Annotated in this window: 23 protein-coding genes; 10 read left to right on the forward strand and 13 right to left on the reverse strand. The window is 46.4% G+C overall.

Annotated elements, in window-relative coordinates; genetic code table 11:
- The first annotated feature begins 14 nt into the window (after positions 1–14).
- The 4 genes from JHD44_RS15850 (at position 15) to JHD44_RS15865 (ending at position 3,338) form a co-directional block, all read left to right on the forward strand.
- A complete protein-coding gene (locus tag JHD44_RS15850; RefSeq protein ID WP_199463740.1) occupies positions 15–254 on the forward strand; it encodes a formate dehydrogenase subunit delta in 240 nt (79 codons plus the stop codon).
- Between the two features lie 150 nt (positions 255–404).
- Positions 405–641, forward strand: a complete 237-nt coding sequence (locus tag JHD44_RS15855) for a DUF1272 domain-containing protein (protein ID WP_199463741.1) — start codon at positions 405–407, stop codon at positions 639–641.
- 452 nt (positions 642–1,093) lie between these two features.
- A complete protein-coding gene (locus JHD44_RS15860; protein WP_199463742.1) occupies positions 1,094–2,746 on the forward strand; it encodes a BCCT family transporter in 1,653 nt (550 codons plus the stop codon).
- A gap of 208 nt (positions 2,747–2,954) precedes the next feature.
- Positions 2,955–3,338, forward strand: a complete 384-nt coding sequence (locus tag JHD44_RS15865; RefSeq protein ID WP_199463743.1) for an STAS/SEC14 domain-containing protein — start codon at positions 2,955–2,957, stop codon at positions 3,336–3,338.
- Positions 3,339–3,405: 67 nt separating this feature from the next.
- On the opposite strand, the gene JHD44_RS15870 is transcribed toward JHD44_RS15865, so the two are convergent.
- The 8 genes from JHD44_RS15870 to JHD44_RS15905 all read right to left on the reverse strand — a co-directional run bounded on the left by JHD44_RS15870 (position 3,406) and on the right by JHD44_RS15905 (position 13,451).
- A complete protein-coding gene (locus JHD44_RS15870; protein WP_199463744.1) occupies positions 3,406–4,425 on the reverse strand; it encodes a substrate-binding domain-containing protein in 1,020 nt (339 codons plus the stop codon).
- Positions 4,426–5,073, reverse strand: coding sequence for a dual specificity protein phosphatase family protein (locus JHD44_RS15875; RefSeq protein WP_199463745.1), 648 nt, complete (start codon positions 5,071–5,073; stop codon positions 4,426–4,428).
- Positions 5,070–5,834 (reverse strand): inositol monophosphatase family protein, encoded by a 765-nt coding sequence (locus JHD44_RS15880; protein ID WP_199463746.1) that lies wholly within the window; start codon positions 5,832–5,834, stop codon positions 5,070–5,072. The genes JHD44_RS15875 and JHD44_RS15880 overlap by 4 nt, the downstream gene beginning before the upstream one ends.
- Before the next feature lie 140 nt (positions 5,835–5,974).
- Complete coding sequence (locus JHD44_RS15885; protein ID WP_199463747.1) at positions 5,975–7,078, reverse strand: ABC transporter substrate-binding protein; 1,104 nt, start codon at positions 7,076–7,078, stop codon at positions 5,975–5,977.
- Positions 7,075–8,253, reverse strand: coding sequence for an ABC transporter ATP-binding protein (locus JHD44_RS15890; RefSeq protein WP_199463748.1), 1,179 nt, complete (start codon positions 8,251–8,253; stop codon positions 7,075–7,077). Before JHD44_RS15890 ends, JHD44_RS15885 begins: the two co-directional genes overlap by 4 nt.
- A 3-nt stretch (positions 8,254–8,256) precedes the next feature.
- A complete protein-coding gene (locus JHD44_RS15895) occupies positions 8,257–10,077 on the reverse strand; it encodes an ABC transporter permease (protein WP_199463749.1) in 1,821 nt (606 codons plus the stop codon).
- A gap of 151 nt (positions 10,078–10,228) precedes the next feature.
- Positions 10,229–11,479, reverse strand: coding sequence for a DEAD/DEAH box helicase (locus JHD44_RS15900; protein ID WP_199463750.1), 1,251 nt, complete (start codon positions 11,477–11,479; stop codon positions 10,229–10,231).
- Between the two features lie 49 nt (positions 11,480–11,528).
- Positions 11,529–13,451 (reverse strand): RecQ family ATP-dependent DNA helicase, encoded by a 1,923-nt coding sequence (locus tag JHD44_RS15905; protein ID WP_199463751.1) that lies wholly within the window; start codon positions 13,449–13,451, stop codon positions 11,529–11,531.
- A 129-nt stretch (positions 13,452–13,580) separates the two neighbouring features.
- Here JHD44_RS15905 and JHD44_RS15910 point away from each other — a divergent pair, with 129 nt between their 5' ends.
- The 3 genes from JHD44_RS15910 to JHD44_RS15920 all read left to right on the forward strand — a co-directional run bounded on the left by JHD44_RS15910 (position 13,581) and on the right by JHD44_RS15920 (position 15,777).
- Positions 13,581–14,234, forward strand: a complete 654-nt coding sequence (locus JHD44_RS15910; RefSeq protein ID WP_199463752.1) for a TIGR02466 family protein — start codon at positions 13,581–13,583, stop codon at positions 14,232–14,234.
- Positions 14,235–14,260: 26 nt separating this feature from the next.
- Positions 14,261–14,608 carry a DUF4870 family protein gene (locus tag JHD44_RS15915; protein ID WP_199463753.1) on the forward strand — a complete coding sequence of 116 codons (348 nt, stop codon included), beginning with the start codon at positions 14,261–14,263 and terminating at the stop codon, positions 14,606–14,608.
- A gap of 155 nt (positions 14,609–14,763) precedes the next feature.
- Entirely contained in the window at positions 14,764–15,777 is a 1,014-nt protein-coding gene (locus tag JHD44_RS15920; protein WP_199463754.1) for a GGDEF domain-containing protein, read from the forward strand.
- On the opposite strand, the gene JHD44_RS15925 is transcribed toward JHD44_RS15920, so the two are convergent.
- Positions 15,778–16,332, reverse strand: coding sequence for a TetR/AcrR family transcriptional regulator (locus JHD44_RS15925; protein WP_199463755.1), 555 nt, complete (start codon positions 16,330–16,332; stop codon positions 15,778–15,780).
- 105 nt (positions 16,333–16,437) lie between these two features.
- Between JHD44_RS15925 and JHD44_RS15930 the strand changes: the two genes are divergently transcribed.
- Both JHD44_RS15930 and JHD44_RS15935 read left to right on the forward strand, forming a co-directional pair.
- Positions 16,438–16,923, forward strand: coding sequence for an HPP family protein (locus JHD44_RS15930; protein WP_233402223.1), 486 nt, complete (start codon positions 16,438–16,440; stop codon positions 16,921–16,923).
- A gap of 72 nt (positions 16,924–16,995) precedes the next feature.
- Positions 16,996–17,997, forward strand: coding sequence for an LLM class flavin-dependent oxidoreductase (locus JHD44_RS15935; RefSeq protein WP_199463756.1), 1,002 nt, complete (start codon positions 16,996–16,998; stop codon positions 17,995–17,997).
- A gap of 30 nt (positions 17,998–18,027) precedes the next feature.
- Here JHD44_RS15935 and JHD44_RS15940 read toward each other — a convergent pair whose 3' ends face one another.
- Positions 18,028–18,858, reverse strand: coding sequence for an alpha/beta hydrolase (locus JHD44_RS15940; RefSeq protein ID WP_199463757.1), 831 nt, complete (start codon positions 18,856–18,858; stop codon positions 18,028–18,030).
- 77 nt (positions 18,859–18,935) lie between these two features.
- A complete protein-coding gene (locus JHD44_RS15945; protein WP_199463758.1) occupies positions 18,936–19,946 on the reverse strand; it encodes a helix-turn-helix transcriptional regulator in 1,011 nt (336 codons plus the stop codon).
- Between the two features lie 204 nt (positions 19,947–20,150).
- Here JHD44_RS15945 and JHD44_RS15950 point away from each other — a divergent pair, with 204 nt between their 5' ends.
- Positions 20,151–22,271 carry a TonB-dependent siderophore receptor gene (locus tag JHD44_RS15950; RefSeq protein ID WP_199463759.1) on the forward strand — a complete coding sequence of 707 codons (2,121 nt, stop codon included), beginning with the start codon at positions 20,151–20,153 and terminating at the stop codon, positions 22,269–22,271.
- A 51-nt stretch (positions 22,272–22,322) separates the two neighbouring features.
- Here the strand turns inward: JHD44_RS15950 and JHD44_RS15955 are convergent, their stop codons facing one another.
- Both JHD44_RS15955 and JHD44_RS15960 read right to left on the reverse strand, forming a co-directional pair.
- A complete protein-coding gene (locus JHD44_RS15955; protein ID WP_199463760.1) occupies positions 22,323–23,696 on the reverse strand; it encodes a sensor histidine kinase in 1,374 nt (457 codons plus the stop codon).
- A 12-nt stretch (positions 23,697–23,708) separates the two neighbouring features.
- A complete protein-coding gene (locus tag JHD44_RS15960; protein WP_199463761.1) occupies positions 23,709–25,268 on the reverse strand; it encodes an HD domain-containing phosphohydrolase in 1,560 nt (519 codons plus the stop codon).
- Positions 25,269–25,333 lie beyond the last annotated feature (65 nt).

The following is a 25,333-nucleotide window of genomic DNA, read 5'->3' on the forward strand; positions in this document are numbered from 1 at the left end:
TTGAGAGATAAACTATGTTTCATACTGAAGAAGAAAGCATCGTAACCATGATCAATCACATTGCGCAAAACAATGTGAGTGCGGGAACCGAGTCAGACGTGGCCGATATGGTGGAAAGCCATATCACCAAGTTTTGGTCGCGCCGCATGAAGAAGATCCTAGCGGAACAACTGGCAACGGGCACAGAAGAGTTTGAGCCTGCAGCAAAAGTGGCCGCGCAACGTATCTCTGACAAGCTAGCAGCGAAAGCATAAGCTTTCCTGCAATGGCTTCTCTAAAGCCCCTTCTTGCAAGGGGCTTTTTTTGCTCTGCAAACCCGTACTTTAACCAATATCAGTGCCTACTTGCTTTATCCGATAATTAGCCATATTTTGAGGAATCACTTATCTCTACTGAAGAATCAGATGTTAGAACTTCGCCCAAATTGTGAATGCTGTGATAAAGACTTACCTCCAGAGTCAACAGAGGCCGTAATCTGCACTTTTGAATGTACATTCTGCCAAGACTGCGCGCAAAATACTCTTTTTAACATCTGCCCCAATTGCGGCGGTAATTTTTCACCTCGCCCAATACGCCCCGCCGAAAAACTGGCCAGATTTCCAGCATCAACAAACAGAGTCTTGAAGGATCAGGGCTGTTAAGTTTGATGAAATCCCTATGCTGATGGCTTTTTTGTGTTTCAGCCCAGTCATTGATTGCTTATTTACGTCGAAAATGTAACCAATTTTCGACATTTCTAGTGCGAACAAAGGCCAATAAACATTACTTTTTACAATGTAACTTACGTCACAATTGACATAAAACCGCTGGAACAATGGCAACATAACAAACTAAATTCATCCGCTTATGAGCTAAGCGAAAATATATAAATAAGCTTTAAAAACAATAAAATATAGAATTAAAATCGTTCATTCTATAAAACTAATTTATCCTACTTGTGACGTGCTCACTGAGTGCATCTGATCAAAGAAAACAAAAAATAGAAAAAACTAATATTAGCCGTCATTATGTATGGCATTAATTCTAGGGTCGTTTACGGCTTTTAGATTGCTCGGTAACTTTACAAGATCAAGAGCACTCTAAAGGTCTTCCTATGAATAGAAAATCAAACGCCTCCGACACAGACTATGTCATCCTCGCTGATAAAGGCATGTTTCGGGATTTAAACCCAAACATGGCCCTTTTTTCTAAAGGGTTGATTCTCGCCTTTGTCATTTTCACTCTCTACGATGTCGATCAAGCCGCAACTGTATTTTCTGGTATGCAATCTTGGATTCAAACCAATCTAGATTGGTTTTACGTTTTATCCATGTGTGTGTTTGTCGGTTTCACTTTTTATTTGATGTGCTCGAAATATGGCACCATTCGTCTTGGTAAAGACGACGACAGACCTGAGTTCAGTTACTTCTCATGGTTCTCGATGTTATTTGGTGCCGGTATGGGAATCGGGTTACTGTTCTGGTCCATTGCAGAGCCAGCCTATCATATTCAGAGTAACCCATTTTTAGCATCAGGTGCTGCCAATACGATGGAAGGTGCCAACACAGCAATGCAGGTTACTTTTCTCCATTGGGGGCTGCATGGGTGGGGTGTATACGTTATCGTCGGACTGGCATTGGCCTACTTCACCTACCGCCATGACCTACCATTAACGATCCGCTCAGCACTCTACCCAATATTTGGCGATAAGATTTTTGGCTGGCGCGGCCATGTAGCAGACCTGTTAGCCGTGTTTGGTACGCTGTTCGGTGTCGCAACGACACTGGGACTCGGTGCAGGTCAGATCAATGCTGGACTCAACTATATGTTTGGTATTGAAGTGGGTACAACTCAGCAAGTCATTATCATTGCTGTCGTCTCTGTGATGGCAACGATTTCAGCGGTATCGGGTGTCGGTAAAGGCATCAAGATTCTATCCGAAGTGAATATGTGGCTTTCGATCATTCTGATTTCCATCTTTATTATTGCCGGACCAACGGTCTTTGTGCTTGGCTTCTTTGTAACAAACCTTGGTGATTACATTGTTAACTTTATCCCGATGGGCTTTTGGGTTGATCCAGACCCACAAGGCCAATGGCAAGGCTGGTGGACAGTCTTCTATTGGGGCTGGTGGATTGCTTGGGCTCCGTTCGTAGGGATGTTTATTGCTCGTGTATCTAAAGGCCGTACTATCCGTGAGTTTTGTCTGGGAGTGCTGATCGTTCCGACATTAATCACTTTCTTATGGATGGCAGTATTTGGTGGAACAGGCCTGTTTATGGAGCTTTTCGCTGACGCAGGCTTTGGTACTGGTGGAGTGATCGCAGCCGTAAACGAAGATATCTCTAAGCCTCTTTTTGTGGTCATTGAACAATTGAGCCTTGGCTGGCTGACACAAATTGTCGCTTTTATCTCAGTGGTCCTTATCATTACCTACTTCATCACATCTTCAGATTCTGGCACCTTAGTGATTACCACTCTGGTTTCCATGGGGAATGAGAATCCACCGTCTAGCTACCGTATTTTTTGGGGGTTAAGCGAAGGCGCTGTAGCAGCAGTATTATTACTCGCCGGAGGCCTAAAAGCCCTGCAAACAGCATCACTTGCCGCAGGCTTACCGTTTGCCTTTATTATTTTCATGATGATGTTCGCTCTCATTAAGTCACTGCGTGCAGATTTTGAAGGGATCCAGCAAATACGAGAAATTGCCCCGAAAGATCAAACAGGACGCACAGATCATTATATCGCCATCTTAAATAACCGCTAGCAAACACAAACCAGGCGCGCATTGAGCGCCTGATTTTTACACTGAACTAACAAAGCCTCATAACCGTGTAGGCTTTGTTAACCTCACTGACACAAGCTCAAACCTCCTCGGCTTTCACTGACAATTGATACTGAGTTAATCGACTTTTCAGCGTGTGATTTTGTTTTACATTAAAGCGATCAAAACGCAGAAACTGGAGTGCGGTATCATGACCCATCAGACAAGCCATATTTCACTGAATGTCCAACGTCATCACACTACATTAGTGCTCAACATCAAGCCGTCTGGCCGACCTAGCAGTGACGACTTTAACAAACTGTCCGACATGACAAACAGTGCGCTGTATGCCATACATTCCCAAGAAGTTGCTCTGTTCGTCGACCTAAGTGAACTCACAAGTATCAGCGCCAAAAACGCTTGGAATGAACTACTCCATGGTTTGAAAATCGGTCCTGAATTTAAACGCATCGCCGTATACGGCCAAAACCGCTGGCACAACCTTATGATCAGCACCCTAAGCTGGCTCATCTCACCAAACTTAAAAGTATTTAGACACAAACAAGAAGCGACCGACTGGGTGATGGTAAAGTAATAGGCTCATGTGACATCGATATTTACTCAGGTCATTGCAGTAAATCAGAAGGTTGTGGTTCAGCCTTTTACATACATTGGCGGATGGTACTACGCATTTTTGGAATGACCGCAAGGCGCGAAGTAAGGTCTTGATCCACCTGATCATTCAGAATGGCTGTGACGCGTTGAGCAATCCCATCATACGGCTGAGCAAAGGTACTTAGGTTATATCCCTGCCAGCCAGACTGGGGAATATCGTCAAACCCCAGTACGCTGATGTCATCGGGAATCGATACACCGAATTCATGACGCGCGGTATCTAGAAAACCACAAGCTACAAGATCTGTAATACAGAAATACGCTTGATGCCGCTCAGGCTTAGACAACAACTCACGTGCAGCACGCTGACCATCTTCATAGTTGGTGTCATGGCTACGCCAAACACTAACGTCCGCCCTCTTTTCTTTGGCTGCTTCGATAAAAAAACGCTCGCGAGCCAGCAAACTAGGCGTGCCTTTGGTCGAGCTCACTAGACACAGTTTGGTACACCCCGCTTCCAAAAAACGATCCACGGCATCATGCATCGCCTGGTGGTAATCAATTTGCACATGATGCACGTTTTCGATGTCGTTATTGCGGTTGATCAAAATAACTTTTTGACCCGATTCAACGCAGGCTTGCACCATGGCCTCTGGCGGTGTGCCAGACATGACGATGCTGGCGGAAGCTCGGTAGCTGAGTGCTTTTTTCAGTGCTTCATCGGCACTTTGCGGATCTGAAGTGACGTTAATAATCATCACCATACGACCATCGGCTTGAAGTTGTCGCGTCAACGCATCCAGCAGCAAATTATGGTACGGCTTATCAAGGTTGGCCGCCAACAGACACACTGGACGACTCTTTTCTTTTGATATGCTTCGCGCTAAATGGTTAACGTGGTAATTCAATTCAGCAGCGGCGGCCAATACCTTTTCGCGAGTTTTCGCTGAGACGCTCGCTCCGTCAGTAAACGTTCTTGAGACAGCAGATCGAGACACGCCTGCTAAGCGCGCTACTTCCGTAGCAGAAGCGGCGCGACTTTTAGCGGGACCTTTAAGCTTTATCATTCACGAGTTCTCATCGGGCAAAAAAGGCCTGATTCGTTTCACTTGCTCAGCAGCCCATTGTGCGGCATCGACCAGCACTTGCTTGGGTGCTTCTGGCCACTCTTCTTTGATCAGCTGTCGTGCTTCTCGAATATGCGCTACTGCAGCATCTAACGTGGGGTATATTTCAGGCTCATCCAAATGTAAGAGAAGAGCAGTCAAGGTGACTGAACGACTGCGCCCTCCGCGACAATTGATCAGTATATTACCTGTTTTTGTCCACGGATAACTCTCTTTTCTTGGCAATTCCTGATCAATAATGCTGCGCAATTGATAGTAACCCGCCAACATCATGGGATGCGGATTACCAGGGCCATCAACAATACCCCATTTGTAATAACGAACAGGCGACCAACCAAATGGTAATGATTTGCTGAGTGGGTCAACATTCGTCACCAGATTGATATCGAGATTCACCGCGCAGTTAAATACCGTGCCAATGTTATGCTCTTCCAACAGCTCAGGATCTGAGGCAGCTTGCTTATTGCCTATGTAAAGATCAATACCACGGCCTAGGAAGTTCTCATGGATCAAATGCAGTGGTGCACGGCTTTCATCCGCGAGCTTGAATAATCGTTTGATATCTAAAACTTCAGCTTCAGTTTTCATAGTGCATCCTTGAGCGCTAAGCCGGGAAAATCGACGGTTGCTACTTGCTCCGCCAAAAAAGGGTTTGAACCTAATATGGGCCCGGTCTCGGTTAGGTCAGCCACGTTGCGAGGCCAGTTACCTACTCGCCCCCCCGCTTCTTCGATCAACAGCATACCTGCCACACAATCCCAACTGTTCATACTGATCTCTAGATAGGCATCGGTGCGGCCTTCTGCCACCCATGCTAGAGACAAACCACCTGAGCCACCTCGACGAACACTGGTTCCCTGACGCAATAAGTAATTTTGCGTATCTAAGTAAGATTCAATGGTCGCACGACGTGACCAGCCAAGTTCAATATGCGCTCGGTTCATGTCGTTCGTTGATGAGGTATGTATCGGTTGCTCATTTTTAAACGCCCCCATACCGCGCTGTGCAAAGTAAAATTCCTGTGTCACAGGTTGGGCAATGGCTGCCAGTTGCGCTTCGCCATCGACGCAGAATGAAATAATCACGCAGAAATGTGGAATGCCTCGGGCAAAGTTAGCCGTACCATCAATGGGATCGATCACCCATGTGAAATGTTCAGGTACGCCACCACCCTCTTCCCCCAAAATGGCATCCTTAGGAAAAGCCTGTGTAATTTCATCTTTGATTAAAGCCTCTACGGCGAGGTCTGTTTCGGTGAGAAAGTCTTGAGGACCTTTTAAATCATAATCACCCGCCGTACGATTTAAAAACCCTTCTAAGGCACGGTCTGATGCTTTTTTTATCAACATTTTTAGAAACCCTGCGCGAGTTTCAATGGAATCCGAGTGTTTCAAAGTAAGCCTTTTTATAGCAAAACAGACTGTTTGGTCTGCGTTTTCAAAAAATGCCCATAGCACCTACAGCGAACTGAACGTGCTATGGGTGTTGTTTACAATTGTCCAGCACGGGCTAGAGCCCAAAGGTCTTGCCACTCTTGGCGAGAAGCCCAATCATCTTGCGCTGTTGTGGTGTCATATTTCAGAAGCTCATCTAAATGTGCTGCCACACCTGATGGCTCTTGGGCTGGGATTTCGTTGTCGATATTAGTCGAGATTTTCCCGTCTATCGCTTGTGGGGCATAACCTTCTTCGGTCAACATGTAATGCACGAACAGCTTCGCAGCATTCGGGCTATCCGTTCCTTTTGTGATCATCATAAATTTTGGGTACAGCAAGCCTGTCATTGGCTTAATCGTGTCACAAATGCCCAGCTTCATGCCGTTTTCATTTTCGCGGTACTTCGCAGAAGACATAATGCCGATAAAGTTCTCAGAACTGTCTGGTGCGCCGACCGCAGCCGCTACATCACTATCCGAGTTAGTCAGAAGAGGTTGGTTGGCAGCCAATGCCGCGACAAATGCTTCGGTAGCATTGTTCAAATCAGTCTTAAGCGGTTTGCCATAATGTGCTTCATACGCGTCAGCAATCTTTTGATCATGGTGCATAGCGATCTGGTTAAAGAAGTCCGTATAAACAGATTTGTTTAGTGGATCAGGCATCGATATATGACCTTTCCATTCTGGGTCAGTTAGCGCCCAAATATTATCCACTGGACATGTATCATTAAGCGCTGTGTTATACGTCCAAACGACGGGGGAGTTCGAGACCACTAGAGGATCTCTAAACTGGCTTGGGATTTTATCTACCATGTCTTCTGGCAAATAGCTGTAGGTGTAACCCGTTTGTAGCAGTTGCGCTGAAGCGGCTGGCACGTCTGAGATGATCACAACATCAGAACGTACATTGTTCGCTTTCGCTTCACTAACGACCATCTTAATGTTGGCACCTGCCTTGATTTTCGTACCTGTGGTTTCAATACCGTATTTCTTAGCAAAGGCTTGCGCTTGTGTTTTGATTTTGCCGGTCGAGTCATAAACTGACAGTGGTGGCTCAGCTTTCGCGGCTTCAATCAACGCCTCAAGATCAAACTTTTCACCGTAAGCTGTAGAAGCTAAAGTGCCAACTAACAGCAGGCTAGAAATTTTGCGAATCATAGGATGTCCTCAGTTTTGGATTGACAAAGATTAGGGCTATTCACTTCCGCAAACGCGGTGGTTTTTGAGCTGACCGACAGAGGCAGACGTGCTCCGTCTTTAGAAAATAAATGCATGGCATGGGGGGCAACGCGTAAAAATACAGGATCACCTTTGCGCCACATTGGCGGTGTTTGCGTGGTGTACACCAAATTCAATGGTGCCGTGTGATCAGAAGCTGCTCTAGCTTGTAACTCAATAATCCAAGCTCCGCCTGTGGGCATGATGTCGGAAATGACCACAGGCAAGCCTCTCCCAGAGGCATCCGTACTCAGCTGTAATCCTTCAGGGCGAAGACCTAATGTCGCTTGACCCGCCACCACCTCAGAGGACATTGAGAAACCTGAAATATTGACCAGATGCTGCGCAATGTCGGATTCGGCAGGTAGCATATTGATTGGTGGATTACCGATGAATTCGGCCACAAAGCGATTCGCTGGGCGCTCATAAATATCATCTGGCGTACCAATTTGTTGCAACGAGCCTTTGTTCATCACCGCAATTTGCGTGGCAAGCGTCATGGCTTCCCATTGATCATGGGTCACAAACACAATCGTTGTGCCGAATTCTTTGTGTAGGCGAGTAAGCTCTGCGCGCATAGATAGGCGTAGTGCAGCATCCAGATTGGAAAGCGGTTCATCTAATAGCAATACACCAGGATTCATCGCCAAGGTACGAGCTAAGGCCACACGCTGTTGCTGTCCACCAGATAACTGTGCAGGATAACGATCTTCTAGCCCTTCAATTTTGAGCATGGTGATCATATCAGCCACACGCTGCTTACGTTCTTGCACGGGCATTCTCTGCAATTTCAAGCCAAACTCAATATTGCGTGCCACCGTCATGTGCGGCCATAAAGCGTAGGATTGGAATACGAGTCCGATATGCCGCTTCTCCGGCGGAATAAAAATTCCTTTACGCACATGATCAAGGGACTTACCCGCAACAGAAATTTCACCGTCAGTTAGATTTTCCAGGCCAGCAATCATGCGTAAAATCGTCGATTTACCACAGCCAGAGGGCCCCAGCACACACATAAAGGCGCCGTCTTCGATCTCCATTGAGACTTGATCCACCGCGGGCGGATGGTCTGGTGTATAACGCTTAGATATATTGTTTAGAGTAATATTTGGCATGGGTTAGCTCTCCAATCCCTGTGCGAGGCCGGTTCGGGTCAATCTGTTAATGACAATCGTGCCCAGTAAAGCAATCAAGGCGATCATCAAGACCACAGCATTAGCGGCTTGGGTGTAGTTGAAATCAATCAATCGAATTGAGAAGGTGGTTAAAACATCTGTGGCAGGCACTGCCAAAATGATGAATAGACTGACTCCCTTAATGCCAGAGATGAATGGCATCAATACAGCAGTCACTAAAGCATTACGTTGAATGGGAATAATGATCGAGCACATACGGCGACACCAACCAGCCCCAGAGACACGCGCACTGTCTTCTACATCACTGCCCAGTTGTGTCATCGCAGATATCCCGGCGCGGCTGGCAAACGGCATTTGATCGGCGATCAAAGCTAAGAAAAGAATAATGGGAGTTCCGTATAGTGCTGGAATAGGCCCATGCGGTACGGCAAACAGTGTTAAAAATGCCACAGCAAAGGCGATGCCCGGCACCAAGTATGGAAAGAACGTCACCTGCCGTAAAGTTACCGAGATCACGCGAAGTGGTGAGCGCAGCACAATATAGCCCGTCAACAAACCGAGAATGCCCGCACACACTGAAGCACTGCCAACAATGCTGATGGAACTCCAAGCAGCCGCCCAAAATTCGGACGAGAACAATATGCCATTTTGCATGGCAACGGTGTCTAGATTATTACCGATCCAATAATCCAGCGTGAAGTTGGATAATTCAAAACGCCCAGGAATGTGCATCACCGTCGATAGAGCCAAGGCACCTAATGGTGCAACCACACCGATGAAAACCATCGCTAGCGCTAAAAACGCTGCTGGCCATTGCAACAAACCTAGCGATTGACGACGCTCCATAGCACCTTTCGAGCCAATAATGGCAAAGCGTCGCGCCTCACGCATCATCCATGCGTCCAGAGCGAGTGTTGCAATACCAAACACTAAAATGACACCCGCAAAGACCGCTGCGACACCCGTTTGTTGAGTACCAATAGCACGATATAGCGACGTCGCTAAGGTTTCAAAGTGAACCGGCAGGCCAAGGACATAAGGCACCGAAAATTCACCAATTGCATCCGCAAAAATCAGCAATGCCGAAGACATCAAGGCCGGACGCATTAGAGGGAAGACAATAGACAAGGCAATTCTCGGTCGGCTGGCGCCCAGCATTTTACCCGCTTCTTCTAACTGACTATCGAGGCGTCGTAACGCATTTCCGACCAACAAAATAACAAATGGAATGTAGTTCAACGTCATGATGACAATGGTAGGAAACGCACCATAAGAAACCCAGTCTGGCAACTGGTAACCCATGTTTTCTACCCACCCTGGCTGGCCGCCAATGGTGGCGTTCTTAAACAGGGTTGTCCACGCCAGAGCAAAGGTCCATGCTGGCAACATAAAAGGAATAATTAACGCTGTAGATAGCCATTTACGGCCCATTAAATCGGTTCGAACTAGCAACCAAGCTAAGATTGAGCCAATGACCATAGAAATTACCATCGCAATGACTGCGACCATCAAGGTGTTCCACAAAGGCTTCCAGAAAATAATCGAAGACATTCGTGAAGAAAATACACGTTCAAGGTAGTAGCTTGTTAACTGCCCCACCTCAGCACCGACACGTATTTCATCACCCGTTTGTACGGTGAACATTTCAAACATCATGTTCACAATCGGCGCAACAATCAGCCAGCCAAAAATAAACAGCAAAGCGAGACCAATAAAAAGCGTCGGTGCTCGTTTAGCAATTTCTAACTTGTAACACCACCGCTGCCATGGGGTCGAACAAGTCATGTCAGTCATTACAGACATATTTCTATCGCTCATTACTTGATTAAGTTGTGAGCAACGATAGAAGAGAAATGTTTCAATGAGATTAAATTTTGCAACTATGTGCAAAATAATTTTCAAGAGGTTTTATTAACTGTGAGGCTCGTGTTGAATCAGCCTCAACAACTAGGAACTAACGACGACGAGATTTGCTGCTTTTCGCTTTGCCACCACTGCTTTGACCTAAGGCTTTAGCACGCAGAGCTTTTTTTGAGGGTTTGCGTTTCAAACTAGCTTGTTCTTCTTGAACCATTAAATTGGGTTCAAAGCCTTCCATCCACTGGGGCACGAAGTGCTCGCCGGTTAGTTTCTCGATGTCTTCCAGTAGATATTTCTCTTTTGCTGAGACCAAGGAAATCGCCAAGCCTTCTTTGCCCGCTCGGCCAGTACGACCAATACGGTGAATGTAATCTTCTGCGTTGTACGGCAGTTCGTAGTTGATCACATATTGCAGCTGCTGGATGTCTAGGCCACGAGCCGCGACGTCGGTTGCGACCAAGGCACGTACTTGTCCGGTTTTGAATTCTTCTAGGCCGCGATCACGGGCACCTTGGGATTTATCACCATGCACACCGACGGCATTGATACCATCCTTACCCAATTCTTTGACCAGATCATCCACCGCTTGCTTGGTACGGGTAAAAATCAAAACCTGTTGCCAGTTTTTTGAGCCGATCAAGTAGGCCACTAAACCTGCTTTGCGTTTGCTATCCACTTCGTAAATACGTTGCTCAACTTTGGCAGCCGTAGCGTTTCGCTCAGCGACTTCGATCAACTTAGGCTGCTTTAAAATGGTTTTGCTAAGGGCAAAGACTTCATCATTAAAGGTCGCTGAAAAGAACAGAGTTTGGCGTGTTTCAGGCAGGCGTTTTAAAATGCGTTCGATATCGATAATAAAGCCCATATCCAGCATTCGATCGGCTTCATCAAGAATCAGTGTTTCCACGGTGCTTAGATCAATCAGCTCTTTCATCGCAAGCTCAAGCAAGCGACCTGGCGTTGCTACCAAGACATCACACCCTGCGTTTAACGCATCGATTTGCGGATTAATGCTCGCGCCTCCATAAGCCACCACTGCATTTAATCCTAAGCCTTGACTGTATTTCACAAAGCTTTTATGTACCTGCTGGGCAAGCTCTCGCGTCGGAGTGAGCACTAACACACGAATGGCTTTTTCTGATACTTCTCGTTCTAAATGACGTTGAATCAGCGGCAAAGCAAAGGCAGCGGTTTTACCCGTTCCCGTTTGCGCACCCGCCATCACATCATGACCGGCTAAGACTTCAGGGATCGCCGTTTGTTGAATCGGCGTTGGCGTTTGATAGCCAAGCGTGTCGAGGACTGACAGTAAATCCGCGTGAAGACCTAGGGTGGAGAAACTCATAAACAAGCACCGCGCTAACAATAAATTGAGACGGCGCTAGTGTATCACTTCATAGATTTTCTGCTTGGTTTAATAACATGCGGTAAGCCACGTCTTCGTACTTAGCAAAGCTTGGCTGTTGACGAGCTTTAAGCTTGGTAAAAACGGGTTGTGTTAATCCCGCCATAAAGCGTGCAAGTAGGACTGGCGTTACTTGGTTCTGCGGCAGCTTTTGCAGCAGCCAAAGTTTCGCCGTTTGCATGTCACTTGATAAGCTATCTATCACTTGATAGCTGCCATGTTTATCCAAAGATAAAACATCGCCGCGACATACTGAGCAATGGCCACAATGCTCTGGTGCTTGTTGATCACCAAAGTAGCGAGCCAAGTTATGGTTCAAGCAGCGATCAAGCTCAAAGAAACGAATCATGGTGGCGATACGCTCGATTTCAGAGGTTTCTTTTTGCGTCACGTAGCTTTGCAGCTTTTCAGCAAGAGCGGGCGTTATTAGCTCGGTACGTACGCCATACACTTCTGTCAGACCTTTGGTTTCTAGGGTAATCAAGTCTCGATCCGCGAGTTGCTCCAGTAAGCTTAAGACCGCACCGCGTTCTAGGCCTTGTTGATGCAGACGCTCAAAATCTGGCACACCCCAAATTTTCTTAAATACAGTTTGCTGCGCCACGCCATTGAACACTTCCTGTTGTTCAACAGGCAAAGCAGCGCGAATCTGCTCAAAACTTTGATTCCATTTAAGTTTTACATCACTGTAATAGCTGTAGCGCGGGACAATCGCACCTGCGATTTCCATTTGTACCAATAGGGTTTTCAGCGGCAACGCTCGGATATTGGTCACTTGTGACAGACCATAAGCTTGAGTTTCCCATTCACCATTGATCGTATTGCTGAAGATTTCTTGCAGTAAAGATTGGATGGCGTGAGGCTCTGGCGTGTCACCGTAGACGAAGTTTTCTAAGACATTTAACCCATCAAGGCTCGCCAGCATAACACAGCGACTGGGTTGACCATCACGTCCTGCACGGCCAATTTCTTGACTGTAGTTTTCAATAGATTTCGGTAGATCGTAATGTACGACAAAGCGAATATCAGACTTATCAATACCCATACCAAAAGCGATGGTGGCGACGATGATACGTGTTTGCCCAGCCATGAAATCATTCTGAATGGCGGCGCGCACTTCATTGCCAAGCCCAGCATGATACGACACGGCGGAATAGCCTGACTGCTGTAGAGTCGCGGCTAATTCATCGGCGGTTTTTTGCTGCGTCACATAGACAATGCCCGCCCCTTGGGTGTCGTTTAGCACTTGGCGCAGCAACGCTTGTTTGTCTTGGCCCTGAGCCGAGATTAAATCGATATCCAAGTTATGGCGGTAAAAGCCGGTTTGCACAATATGGTTTGGCGCAATACTGAACTTGAGCGCCATATCTTTTTGCACTCGACGAGTGGCCGTTGCTGTAAGCAGCAATACTAAGGGAATACTCAACTCTTGCTGATATTGTGGCAGCTTTAAATAGTCGGGGCGGAAATTATGACCCCACTCTGAGATACAATGGGCTTCGTCTACCACCAACATAGAAATCGGCACACCTTGAATAAAGCGGCGGAAGCGCTCGTTTTTAAAACGCTCTACTGAGATCATCAAGATTTTAATGCGCCCTTCTCGCACCTGTTGCATCACGGCCTGACTTTCTTCTTTAGCTTGGGTCGAATCAAGGCTCGCGCTCGGGATGCCCTTGCTTTGCAAAAAAGCCAGCTGATCGTGCATCAGCGCAATTAATGGCGAAATCACAAGTGTCAGATTGGGTAGCTGGGTCGCAGTAAACTGATAACACAAGGATTTACCGGAACCCGTGGGAAATACGGCAAGGGACGATTGTCCTGCGAGCAATTGTTCGATCGTTTGTTGCTGTCCTTCGCGAAACTGATCGAAACCGAAATACTGATTTAGCAATCCTGCTAATGGCTGCATGATGGAAACCTTTAATTAAGTAACAATGAGTGCCTTATCATTTTCGCGAAAACGCTTGTGTAATGACAACTGTATTGGCACAAATCTCTGCTAAAATCGGCACCATTCACTTTTGTATGAGTTGCTACTATGGAAACACCCACGATTGAAGCCATTGATGCTTGGACAACACCACTGTTTGTGGCGGAACTGGCCGACCACGAATTTCTAAAAGACGCCCTACTGACACATATTTACCAGCGCCAGCAAGAACAAGAAAACGCGGTCGACAGCGATGTGGCCGTTCAAGCTAAGCACAATCTGTCTGAAAGCCGTTTGGATTTTCTTGAAGACGAAGTACCGGAAGTCATGGAACTGCGTCGTATGGTGGAAGAGCTGATCGCGGAGGTTGCATTTGAGGTGAACCATCAGTACTGGCCAGAAGACGCTGAAGCTTATGCTCATGTGATCGAATCTTGGTACCACATTACTAAAAACGGTGGTTACCATGACGCCCACTCGCACCCAAATTGCTCTTGGTGTGGCATTTATTACCTTGATCCAGGTGAAGCGAACCTTGAAGGGCGCAATGGCATCAACCGTTTCTATGATCCACGCGTCAACGCTGAGCATTACGCTGACCCAGGTACAGCTTACTTAGGTGGCCAAGGCTTTTGGGATTTTGCGCCAAAAGAAGGTCAAGTGGTCATCTTCCCCTCTTACTTAAAACACTCGGCACTGCCCTATTTTGGCCAAAAAGACCGCGTTGTGGTGGCCTTTAACTGCGTGATAGAGTTGGATTAATACATTCCCATCTGAGGAGCTGAGGCATGAACGATGACAATCCGATGTCTGCGTACGAGGCACAAGCGAAACAAAATGCGTTGATTGCGTACGGCTTTATGCTCCTTGGTCTGTTCACCGGTGTCTTTTGGCTAGTGGGCGCCGTATGGGCCATGGCCAAAGCACGTGAAGCTAAACTCTCAGTTTTCTATGACCACTATCAGAACATGATCAGTATCTTCTGGTGGGGACTGGGGATCAGCATTGTAGGGTTCTTATTAGCACTTTTCTTTATTGGTTACGTTTTGTTACTAGGGGTATGGCTGTGGTCTGTCATAAAGCTATTTAAAGGTCTCTTTCGACTTTTAAACGACCAGCCATATCAAACCTTGTAACAAAAATTAACGTATAAGTTTGATAAAGTTCCTTTATTCCGCAAAACATTGATGTAAGTTATTTAATAAGCATCACCCTGTTTTCAAGGCATGTTAAAATCCAAATTTCTCACCTGATTTGATTATGGCTTCAAACGTAAAGGAACTGAAACGGTATGGGTCGCTCAACCTCAAAAGTTAACCAGTATTTCCGCCAAACCATTCCCATGATGGTGAAGAATAATGTACCGGTCACGCCGCCTTATTACACGCTTTGGTTTACTTACACCACTGGCGAGCTTCCAGCCTTATCCCAGCGAATGGATGACATCATTGCACAACAAGGGCAATGTGATCGTTATACCTGTGATCAGTTGCTGGACGAGTACCTTTTAAACTCAGCTGAAGATAGACTGGTTGAAATGCAAAGCAACATCAATCAGGTCGTCAAATCCATCGGTAGCTCTACCGAAAACGCCATGAGTCATGCACACGATTTAAACCAATCGCTTTCTGCAGATATCCAACTAATGGCTGATGAAGCATTGCAAAATGACACTCCATCAGCCCACAAAATGGTTTCCATGGCACGCGATTTTATGAGCAAAACAGAAGCGTATCGTTGTCAGCTAGAAAAGCAGAATTCAGAGATAGATGCACTTAAGCAGAAAATCGCAGAAACAGAAAAGCTAATGTATCTGGATGGCTTAACGGAAATCAATAATCGTAAGAAATTTAACGAAGATCTTAGCCTTTTCACTGCCTCCACAGAGGACACATGCTTATTACTTGTCGATATTGACCACTTCAAACCGTTCAATGACGAATACGGTCATCTTGTGGGTGATAAAGTCATTCAGACCGTGGCTAAGACTCTTGAACAAAGCTGCAACATCAAAAATGGTGTACAAGCCTATCGCTTTGGTGGTGAGGAGTTTGCGCTTTTGATGCCCAACGCCAACATTACAATTGCCACTCAATTTGCCAATGACATTCGCGAACGCATCAGTCGGATCAGTCTAACGAATAAGAAAACAGGCCAGAGTATCCGCTCCATTACGACTTCACTTGGCGTTGCTCAATTCAAGTCAGGAGAAGCACTGGACGCTTTGATTGAACGAGCAGACCAATGCCTGTATGAAGCTAAAAATGCTGGACGGAATTGTGTACGACCAGCGCTAGCAAGCTAATTACCTAAACAGTGTTTTGGCCATATGCCAAGCTTTTATGGCCGCTTGACGATCTTTGCCTAAATAAGCTTGCGTAATCGCCCCCTCTTTTAAAAGTGCGACCTGATCCGCCATCGTACGCGCTCGATCCTCACCATATTCGGCTGATAAAGCCGATAGTAAGTAATTAACAATGGCTTGCTTGTGCTCAAAACACAGATCATTCACACGGTGCTGTACAAACTCTGCGTTTACTTTGACGAAGAAACAGCCCTGAAATGACATAAGACTATCGACGCGATCATTAAACCAGTCATCTAAGCCATCAAACATAGCTTTAACGATTGTTTCCGCCTCAGAATATTGATCCATCAACCCAAAAATCCATGTGCGAAAACGCTCATCACGATAAGCAATGACCGCCTCTAACAGAGCTTCTTTGCTAGCAAAGTGCGTGTACAGGGTTTTCTTGGCAACACCGGTTTCGGCCAAGATTTGATTGATCCCCACACTGTGGACACCATTTAAATAAAACAGCTCAAACGCCGTTTTTATTAATTCGTCTCGTTTTGTCATAGCGTTCCTCTTTCAGAAAAGTTTGACAGAGGTAGACAGGCTTGTCTACTCTTTATAGGTAGACAGATCGGTCTACCTATACACTACAACTTCGATGAGGTCTTTATGCTTCTGCGTTCTCTTAATGCTCACCCTATTCCTAAAGCCCTGCTCGCGGGGTTAGGCGCCTGTTTATGCATTTCATTGCTGGCATTGGGCGGTGAATTGTCACCCGAATACTTCGGTATCATGGCGCCGTTTGGTGCCACCATGGTGATCTTATTTGTATTACCGCAAAGCCCTTTAGCACAGCCACGTAATATTATCGGCGGCCATTTTCTAACCGCTTGCATTGGTGTGCTGATGGCTCACTATGTCGATAGCACGCCACTTATGCTAGGTCTAGCAGTCGGTCTGGGCGTGATGATCATGATGCTGACCAATACCCTTCATCCACCCGCTGGTGCAAACCCATTATTAATAATGATGACTGGCGCATCGTGGGGTTTCTTATTCAATCCAGTACTGATTGGTTGTCTTCTGATTGTAGTCATTGGCTGGGGTTACCACCGTTTTATCAGCGGTACGGAATACCCTAAGAAACAAGGATGATGACCGTTATACCCTTGCCAAACGATGACCTAGCCCTCACTGTGAGAGCTATGTAAAAGTTTGGAGGACACTATGTCGATCCCATTTTCGATTTTAGACTTGGCTCCCATCGGTGAAGGCCAGTCTGTTGCCGATGCGATTCAAAACAGTAAAGCCCTAGCTCAATGCGCTGAAGCCAACGGTTATCAGCGCGTTTGGTTAGCCGAGCACCACGGCATGCGTGGCATTGCCAGTGCAGCCACGGCGGTTATGCTTGGTGCGATTGGTGAAGCTACTAGCAAGATACGCATTGGCTCCGGTGGTGTCATGCTACCTAACCATGCGCCATTAGTGATTGCTGAGCAGTTCGGAACGTTAGCTGAGATGTTCCCAGGTCGAGTCGACCTTGGTTTAGGACGTGCTCCGGGCACCGATATGGCCACTGCAAGAGCACTGCGTCGAAATCTTGGCGGTCCGGTAGATACCTATGCTGACGACGTAGAAGAGCTACAAGGTTACTTAGCAGATGAGAATAAAATCAAACCCATTATGGCGATGCCGGGGCAAGGCACGAATATTCCCATTTGGTTGTTAGGCTCGAGCCTGTATTCTGCTCAATTAGCCGCTCATATGGGATTGCCGTTTTCGTTTGCTTCACATTTTGCTCCGGACATGTTGCTCGAAGCACTTAACGTCTACCGTGCTAACTTTCGCCCCTCAGAACAACTGGATAAACCCTACGTGTCTGCCGGGGTGATGGCCTCCGTTGCAGAAACAGATGAAGAGGCAAAGTACCACTTTACCTCAGCACAGATTAAGTTCGCCCACTTACGTCGAAATGCAAATCGTCCTTTCCCAAAACCTGTGGCAGACTTGCAAAGCGCCGTTGCGGCGGCAGAAATGCCAATGATTAATCAGACGCTTCGTTACGCGATGGTCGGCTCACCCACAACAGTTGAGCATCGCTTGGCACAATTTATCGAGCTTACTGATGTGGATGAGATCATTATTTCCTTTCCGTTACACGACCCTCAGGTACGTTTACAAGCCGTCGAGTTGATGGCGGGCGCTTCACTCATGGCAAAGCAAGCCTAGTGTAAAGCTCCTTATGACTTAGACTGCTGCTTATTGTGCTTTAGGCAGCAACGCCTCTAACGCCATGGTTAATGCGGGTAATGACACGGTTCCATGATTCATATAGGGCAGCTCTCGTAACTCACTGTGAAGACCTTGCTTAGTAAACCATTGCTGAGCAAGCTTCGCATCAGAGACCATAAAATCCATTTCATCCCCACCAACAACCATAAGTACAGGCTTGTTCTCCAGATTTTCTGGCGATTGCTGCTCTAGAAGTGGTTTAAGATACCCTTCATTCCACCAAAGCGAGGGGCTCGCTGCCGCATAGGCTGAAAAGGCCTCAGGATGAATGTGTAGCGTGTAAAGTGTAAATAACCCACCTAACGAATGCCCAAACAAAATCTGTTGTTGCTCATTGATCTCGTATTGCTGAGCCAACCATGGGCGTATTTGCTCAATTAAAAACCCTTGTAAGGCTTCCGCCCCTCCGTATTGAATGTTTTTAAAGCGATCCATATGCTTCAGTGGTGCCTTGGGTGGCTCTGGTGTTGGTGGGGTTAAGTCATACCAGCGTCGCTCAATGTCATATAAGCCATCAATTGGATAGCCAATGCCCACAATGATCGCAGGCTGTTTTCCCCCTGCACGCTCATGGGTTAATGTTTGGCTGACGGTGACGGCCGATGAAAAAAATGCATTACCATCGAGAAGATAGACGACTGGAAAGCCTCCTTCTGGTGCCGACACATTAGGCACTGAAACAAATACTCGATAAGGCGAAACTTGACCATCGACTTGCCAATCAACGGAATAGCTATTGGGCAACGTGTAAATCACGGGTGTCGGCGTTGAAATATCTTGGGCGAACACTTGGGTCATAAAGTTTCCTATCAAACATACTAAACAGCTAAGTAAATGGCGACGAATGTTAAAAAGCATGGGCTTGTCTCAGTTGATTAATGTCGAGTTAATAATGCATTTAATGAGTATTGATGAACTTCATTGGGTGATACACCAAAGTGACGTTTAAAAGCCGCACTGAAGTTATTTGGGTGGTTATAGCCTGCCAGTAGCGCTGCTTCCGAAATGCTGGCATGTTCTCGATACAGTACTTGGCAAGCCTGAGCTAAACGCTGTTTTCTTAGATATTGAGTCAAGCTCATACCTAAATGGTCATGAGCATAACGCTGCAATGTAGCGGCGCTCATCCCTAACTGATGACCTATCTCCTCTAACGACATAGACCAACTCTCTTCTTGGGCGAGCAACTGACAAAAGCGTAGCCCTTGGCGTGAGTCGTGGCCGGCTTGCTCTGAACTTTGCTCTTCTAAAGAGTCCAACCAAGCCGCAATTAGAGACATGGCAAATGCTTCTCGAGCAAGCTTTGCTGTCGCACTGCTTGCAGGTGCATCGAGTAGTTTTCTTGCATGCAGCCATAAGTGTCGCGGCAGCGACCAGTCACTCACTGATAAGTGCTCAGCTAGACGCTGCTCTAACGCTGCACTATTTAAGCCTTGCTCAGCAAACCACGCTGGCGACACGGACACATACAAACCACAACGGCGATCCCCGTTACGAATGCTCATATGACACGGTGCGACCTCCCGTACCGTGACCACTTTGGCACGTTGACTGTCTTTGTGAAACGTGACGGAATGGGGACCATATTGGAAGCGATTCTCCCCTTCAAAGAACAAAATAATGCGGACACAAGGCTCTATTTTTGTCTCCACCATAAAATCCTGCATGGCGATCGCATTCGTCATATGAATCACCACATCGGACGCACTTCGTTCTGTCAAAATCGATCCCTTCAATACTGGATGCTTTGACTTCTGATCACCTGATGCAAGCGGCTGCTTAACGCCTTTCGTCTTCGCAAAGTGGTAGCGATTTACATTGGGAGCCTGTTCCTGCAACTCGGTTGCATTGACGATTTGGTCTTTTAAACGTGTGGTTTGTGTCATGGTCACCCCTGAGCTGAACATCCTAACGGACTACGAAAATGAGAACAGTTCGCTTCCTAGGAGTTGAGCTTTTCACATAGTTATATGCGCGATTCGCATAGGCGACAGGAAGCAAGGCTGTGGAATAATGGGCCCATCAAAACTCAAATGCAAATAATTATCTTTTGCAATATTGTTTTTAGACATTTTTTTTGGAGAACAATTATGAAAGCCATTGCTGTAATTGGTGCCACGTTACTGGTACCGTTTTCTATGACCGCCATCGCGGAAAGCGTTGCTAGCACCAATCGACTGTCTACTTTAACAGTCGAAGGGAATGCCCTGTATGGCATGGAGTCATCAGAAAGTACTGAAGGCTACAGCGTGGGTTCAGCAACCATCGGTACAAAAGCCCCTGCTGCGCTTCGTGATATTCCCCAGTCTATTACGGTTCTGACCAATGACTATCTAGAAGATCGTGATTTAACGCATTTAGACGATGCGGCCAAAGTCACGCCAGGACTTAGAACCCTATCCAATGATAGCGGGCGCTCTTCTATATACTCCCGTGGTTACGAGTATGACGAGTACAATGTTGATGGTTTACCCGCGCCCATGGCATCTATCAATGGCACGCTACCGTCTTTGTCCGCTTTTGATCGTGTCGAAATCATGCGCGGCCCATCAGGACTGTTCAATAGTACAAGTGAGCTGGGAGGCATCATTAACTTAGTTCGTAAGCGCGCCACCTACGACACTCAAGGCTCCATCTCAGCAGGGCTAGGGAGCTGGGACCGCCATCAGTTGAGCGCGGATGTTTCCGGTGCGTTAAATGATGACGAAACCGTTCGTGGTCGAGTGGTCATTGCCGAAGAAAACATGCCGAACGAAATAGACGGCAATGAAAACAAAGATCAAAGCTTCTATGCGACGGTTGATACCGACCTGTCTGAATCCACTGAGCTCTCGGTCGCTGTTCTCCATCAAAAGAAAGATATTGCCCCCGCCAATGGCTACCCAGCTTATTCTGATGGCACACTGGCTGACTGGGACCGATCAACGTTTTTAGGCGCCGACTGGAACGATTTTAATAACGAAATGACCGATGTGTTCGTCGACCTGACCCATGAGTTTGAGAATGGTGGCTATGGTCGTATTGCTGCTCGTGCTTCGGATCGTACTACTGATTTCTATTATGCTTTCACGGGATCTGCCTTAGCGGAAGATGGCACTACGTCCCTCAACACAACACAGCGCGATTTAGAACAACAAACACTAGCCATTGATGCAAGCTACAGCCAGCCTTTCACAACCTTTGGCAACATGAGTGAATTTGTCGTCGGCATGGATTACAAAAATTACGACACCGACTATCGCAGTGGCGCAACACGCAACCTTGTCAGCAGTATCGATGTAAACAACTTTGATTCTGCATCCGTTGCTTACACAGATCCGACCTATACTTCTCGTGTTCAGTCCACTGAGAAGGAAACGGGGGCATACGCCAAAGTAACCTTCCGTCCCGTTGAGTCTTTGGCGCTGATTGGCGGCGGACGTTTTAGCTGGTATGACTTAAGCAATGATACCACCACGCTATCCACCGGAGCGGTGACCTCTAGCAGCTATGACGATAACGGACGCTTCACACCTTATGGCGGACTGGTTTACGACTTAGATACCCATCATTCTTTCTACGCCAGCTACTCTGAGGTGTATAAACCACAAACAGACATTGGTGAAGATGGCAAAATGATTGATCCACGTGTGGGTGATCAAGTAGAAGTTGGCATCAAAGGTAGCTATAACGATGGTCGTTTGAACAGTCGCTTTACCCTATTCCAACTGACGGATGATAATCGCGCCGCCAGTGTTTCCGGTGAAACTTACTCAGAAGCAACGGGTAAAACACGTGTTACCGGTGCGGAGCTCGAGTTAAGCGGACATTATGAGCAATGGGAAATGATTGCAGGTTACACGTACATGGATACAGAAAACCTAGAAGGTGATGCCAATACGTTATTTATGTTGATGCCAAAACACACCATCAATGTATGGGGCACGTATACGCTTGAAAGTGATAACTTACTCCAGGGGACAGAGCTTGGTTTAGGCGTTACCGGCATGAGTGAGTTCTCACTTACTCGTGGTACTACCACGATTACTGCACCTCGTTATGCGACCGTAGATGCCAGCATCAGTAAAGACATCACTGAGAACTTGAATGTTTCGTTGAATGTAAACAATCTGTTCGACCGCAAGTACTACTCTCGTGTAGGCAGCACAACGACCTTCAATTTTTACGGGCCATCACGAAATGTCATGGCAAAAGCAACGTACCGCTTTTAACGTTAATGGCTTTACGAGTCAGTATAATCTTCTATGCTGACTCGTTAATTTTTACTCGACATACTCAAGAGGAAGCTTTATCTGAAAATGCACACCTGCTTGAGTCGTCGGAATCACCCGAATCTCTCCGCCGAGTTTTTGTGTAATCAGATTATAAGTAATCGACATCCCTAAACCTGAACCACCTTTGGCTCGATTAGTCGTATAAAACGGCTCAAACACTCGACGAGCAACCTCTGCATCCATGCCAATACCATTATCGCGGTAATCCATGACGACACAGTCTTCTAGTGCTTTAGCTGTAAGGTAAATCTCATGCTCACGATCATGGCCATTGAAACCATGAGTACAACTATTACTAATGAGGTTGGTAATCACTTGATCCACGGCTCCAGGATAGGTTTTAAGCATCAGCTCATCTGGAATAGTGGTAATCACCTGAACATTTTTAACTTTATACATCGGATGTAAGCTCGTTAGAAGCGCACTGACTGAGTCTTTCAGCCGTACAGTCTCAAGCACATTGGAGCTTTGTCCTACCGCCGTTTTTTTAAAGTCAGATACCAGTTTCGCTGCACGTTCCATGTTTGCACCAGCGATAAGATGAGCTGAGTCAAATTCCGACAGGAAGCTGGTGAAGCTGTTTTCATCTAAAGAACCTTGCTCATAGGCTTTACGAAGCCTATCCACCTCTTCTTTTATGTGACTCAGTGATGTGATGGCGACCCCTAGTGGCGTATTTACTTCGTGGGCAACACCCGACACAAGTCCACCCAAAGCGGCCATTTTCTCGGACTCAATTAGATGAGCTTGAGTATTCTTAAGCTCATCAAGCGTCTGGTTGAGAACTTGTGTACGCTCTGTGACTTTTCTTTCTAACTCTGCATTCGCATCACGAAGGGCGTTTTCAAGCTCGGCTCTTTGCGATGAGGAAATGGCTCGGCCAAAAAGATCGGATAATGAACCAGAGAAAGTGGCTTCGTCATCAGTCCAGTTGCGATCCTCTTCATTGCCTTCGGTACAAATGATGCCAATCATTTTTCCACGGTGGCGAATAGGTGTATCCAACATACTGCCTATACCCAATGGTTTTAGATAGGAGTCGATAAACTCTGCGGTTACTGGGTCGGTTAAGGCATTGTTAATACGAAGCGTCCGCTCTTCATCTAGAGCGCGGAAGTAAGAGGGAAAGTCTTCTCGAGTTAAAACAATGTCTTCCACTTCCGTATTGTTATGAACATCAATTAATAATTTACAAACAATCGACTTATTATCTTCAGCCAATAACCAAATGCCTGTTCGGTTAACGTTAAGACCTTCAATGATGCAATCTAAAATTAAACGCGCCGCGCGATCTAAGTCGCCATCATCAATGTATTCTGATTGAGATACACGCAGTAGAATGTTTTCGAGCTCACGATTCAAGGGACCCCCTTTCTAATCTGGGTAGACGTCACGCAGTGCCATAATCTCGTCAAACTTAGCGATAGCAATATCACATAACGCAGGATCAAAGTGTTGACCACGCTCTTCATGTAGCAGTTCTAGAATCTTGCTATTCGGCCACGGTTCTTTGTAGGCACGCTTTGCCGCTAGGGCATCGATCACATCAGCCAGCGCCATAATGCGCCCTTCTATGGGTATATCTTCTCCTTTTAACCCCGCTGGGTACCCTTTACCATTCCATTTCTCATGATGATACAACGCGATGTTAGCGCCAATAATAGGTAGCGATTTTTTCGAATGACGAAGCAGGTCGTATCCCACTTGCGCATGAGTTTGCATAGTGCTCCACTCTTCGGCGTCCAACTTTGCAGGCTTGTGTAATATGTTTTCTGGGATCGCTATTTTGCCGATATCATGCATAGGCGTGGCATGTTTGATCAGACTCACCATGGTTTCATCTAGGCCACATTCACGAGCTAAAAACTCACTGATTAAAGACACTCTTCGTACATGACAACCCGTTTCTTTGCTTCGTTGTTCTATCGCCTCGCCTAAAATAAACATCAGCTCCTGCTGTGTCCTTTCAACATCTTCTCGGCGGGAAAGGCTCTCGAAAATGATCGCAGCTTTGGTCAAAAACACATTTAGAAGCTTGCGGGTTAGCTCACAAAACTCTAAATCATGTTGAATTGAGATAGCGCATTCGCTTTGCTTTGACAGCTGCGTGAAACACGTAAAACTATTGTCTGTCTGAACATCTGATTCTAGGTCTAATGCTAACTGTAGACTGGCTGCTACTTTCTTCGAATAGGGGTCTAACGGTTCACTCATCTCCATCTTGCATTGTGCCCCGTCATAAAACATTTTCAGGTATTCTTGCTGACCCAGTACATTGCGATTACGGTAATAAAGGTTTAGTGAAATAGACTCATCAGCAGTGAGTGCTTTTAATTCTTCGTATACTTGGGCACAGAATTCTTCACTAGAGTTACTTTGTAAAACTCTCGTCGTGGCATTGACGACATCTTCTAAGCCTTTATGGCCTTGCTCCACTTCTTTAATATCTCGGTAAGAACGAATCGCAGAGTAAATGGTTGTCTTAAGACGAGTAGAGTTAAGCTCCGTTTTATTTTTGTAATCGTTGATATCGTAATCTCGGATGACATCTTCTTCCGGTGCTTGGCCTGGCTGCCCCGTTCGTAACACCAATCTCGTTGAGGTGTTTTTATGGCTCTCCCGAATCCATTTCACCAAGTCGAGGCCTGCGTGATCATTTTCCATCACGACATCCACCATCGCAATCGCAATGTCAGAGTTTTCCTCGAACAGTTTCATCGCTTCTTTAGCGGAATGTGCTTTCAGGAACTTGAGAGGTCGGTCATCAACAAGTAAACGTTTCAGCACCATTTCAGAAACCGCAATGATGTCGTCTTCATCATCAATTAGCGCCACTTTCCAAGGCTCGAGGCCTGAGGCACTTAATTTATTCACCATTGCCTGTTGCGCAGGCGATGTAGACGGTGCTTGTTTTGAAAATAATGGATTTGCCATATAAACCGACCTTTGAGAAATAAGAGCATCTCTAAACAATAGAGTATAAATATCGTTCAGCAATG

Source organism: Marinomonas ostreistagni, from assembly GCF_016461785.1.
GTDB classification, from domain to species: Bacteria; Pseudomonadota; Gammaproteobacteria; order Pseudomonadales; family Marinomonadaceae; genus Marinomonas; species Marinomonas ostreistagni_A.

Excerpts from the sequence above, each read along its gene's own strand:
- JHD44_RS15850 (WP_199463740.1), top strand. The coding sequence starts at position 15 with ATGTTTCATACTGAAGAAGAAAGCATCGTAACCATGATCAATCACATT.
- JHD44_RS15855 (WP_199463741.1), top strand. The coding sequence starts at position 405 with ATGTTAGAACTTCGCCCAAATTGTGAATGCTGTGATAAAGACTTACCT.
- JHD44_RS15860 (WP_199463742.1), top strand. The coding sequence starts at position 1,094 with ATGAATAGAAAATCAAACGCCTCCGACACAGACTATGTCATCCTCGCT.
- JHD44_RS15865 (WP_199463743.1), top strand. The coding sequence starts at position 2,955 with ATGACCCATCAGACAAGCCATATTTCACTGAATGTCCAACGTCATCAC.
- JHD44_RS15870 (WP_199463744.1), bottom strand. The coding sequence starts at position 4,425 with ATGATAAAGCTTAAAGGTCCCGCTAAAAGTCGCGCCGCTTCTGCTACG.
- JHD44_RS15875 (WP_199463745.1), bottom strand. The coding sequence starts at position 5,073 with ATGAAAACTGAAGCTGAAGTTTTAGATATCAAACGATTATTCAAGCTC.
- JHD44_RS15880 (WP_199463746.1), bottom strand. The coding sequence starts at position 5,834 with ATGTTGATAAAAAAAGCATCAGACCGTGCCTTAGAAGGGTTTTTAAAT.
- JHD44_RS15885 (WP_199463747.1), bottom strand. The coding sequence starts at position 7,078 with ATGATTCGCAAAATTTCTAGCCTGCTGTTAGTTGGCACTTTAGCTTCT.
- JHD44_RS15890 (WP_199463748.1), bottom strand. The coding sequence starts at position 8,253 with ATGCCAAATATTACTCTAAACAATATATCTAAGCGTTATACACCAGAC.
- JHD44_RS15895 (WP_199463749.1), bottom strand. The coding sequence starts at position 10,077 with ATGTCTGTAATGACTGACATGACTTGTTCGACCCCATGGCAGCGGTGG.
- JHD44_RS15900 (WP_199463750.1), bottom strand. The coding sequence starts at position 11,479 with ATGAGTTTCTCCACCCTAGGTCTTCACGCGGATTTACTGTCAGTCCTC.
- JHD44_RS15905 (WP_199463751.1), bottom strand. The coding sequence starts at position 13,451 with ATGCAGCCATTAGCAGGATTGCTAAATCAGTATTTCGGTTTCGATCAG.
- JHD44_RS15910 (WP_199463752.1), top strand. The coding sequence starts at position 13,581 with ATGGAAACACCCACGATTGAAGCCATTGATGCTTGGACAACACCACTG.
- JHD44_RS15915 (WP_199463753.1), top strand. The coding sequence starts at position 14,261 with ATGAACGATGACAATCCGATGTCTGCGTACGAGGCACAAGCGAAACAA.
- JHD44_RS15920 (WP_199463754.1), top strand. The coding sequence starts at position 14,764 with ATGGGTCGCTCAACCTCAAAAGTTAACCAGTATTTCCGCCAAACCATT.
- JHD44_RS15925 (WP_199463755.1), bottom strand. The coding sequence starts at position 16,332 with ATGACAAAACGAGACGAATTAATAAAAACGGCGTTTGAGCTGTTTTAT.
- JHD44_RS15930 (WP_233402223.1), top strand. The coding sequence starts at position 16,438 with ATGCTTCTGCGTTCTCTTAATGCTCACCCTATTCCTAAAGCCCTGCTC.
- JHD44_RS15935 (WP_199463756.1), top strand. The coding sequence starts at position 16,996 with ATGTCGATCCCATTTTCGATTTTAGACTTGGCTCCCATCGGTGAAGGC.
- JHD44_RS15940 (WP_199463757.1), bottom strand. The coding sequence starts at position 18,858 with ATGACCCAAGTGTTCGCCCAAGATATTTCAACGCCGACACCCGTGATT.
- JHD44_RS15945 (WP_199463758.1), bottom strand. The coding sequence starts at position 19,946 with ATGACACAAACCACACGTTTAAAAGACCAAATCGTCAATGCAACCGAG.
- JHD44_RS15950 (WP_199463759.1), top strand. The coding sequence starts at position 20,151 with ATGAAAGCCATTGCTGTAATTGGTGCCACGTTACTGGTACCGTTTTCT.
- JHD44_RS15960 (WP_199463761.1), bottom strand. The coding sequence starts at position 25,268 with ATGGCAAATCCATTATTTTCAAAACAAGCACCGTCTACATCGCCTGCG.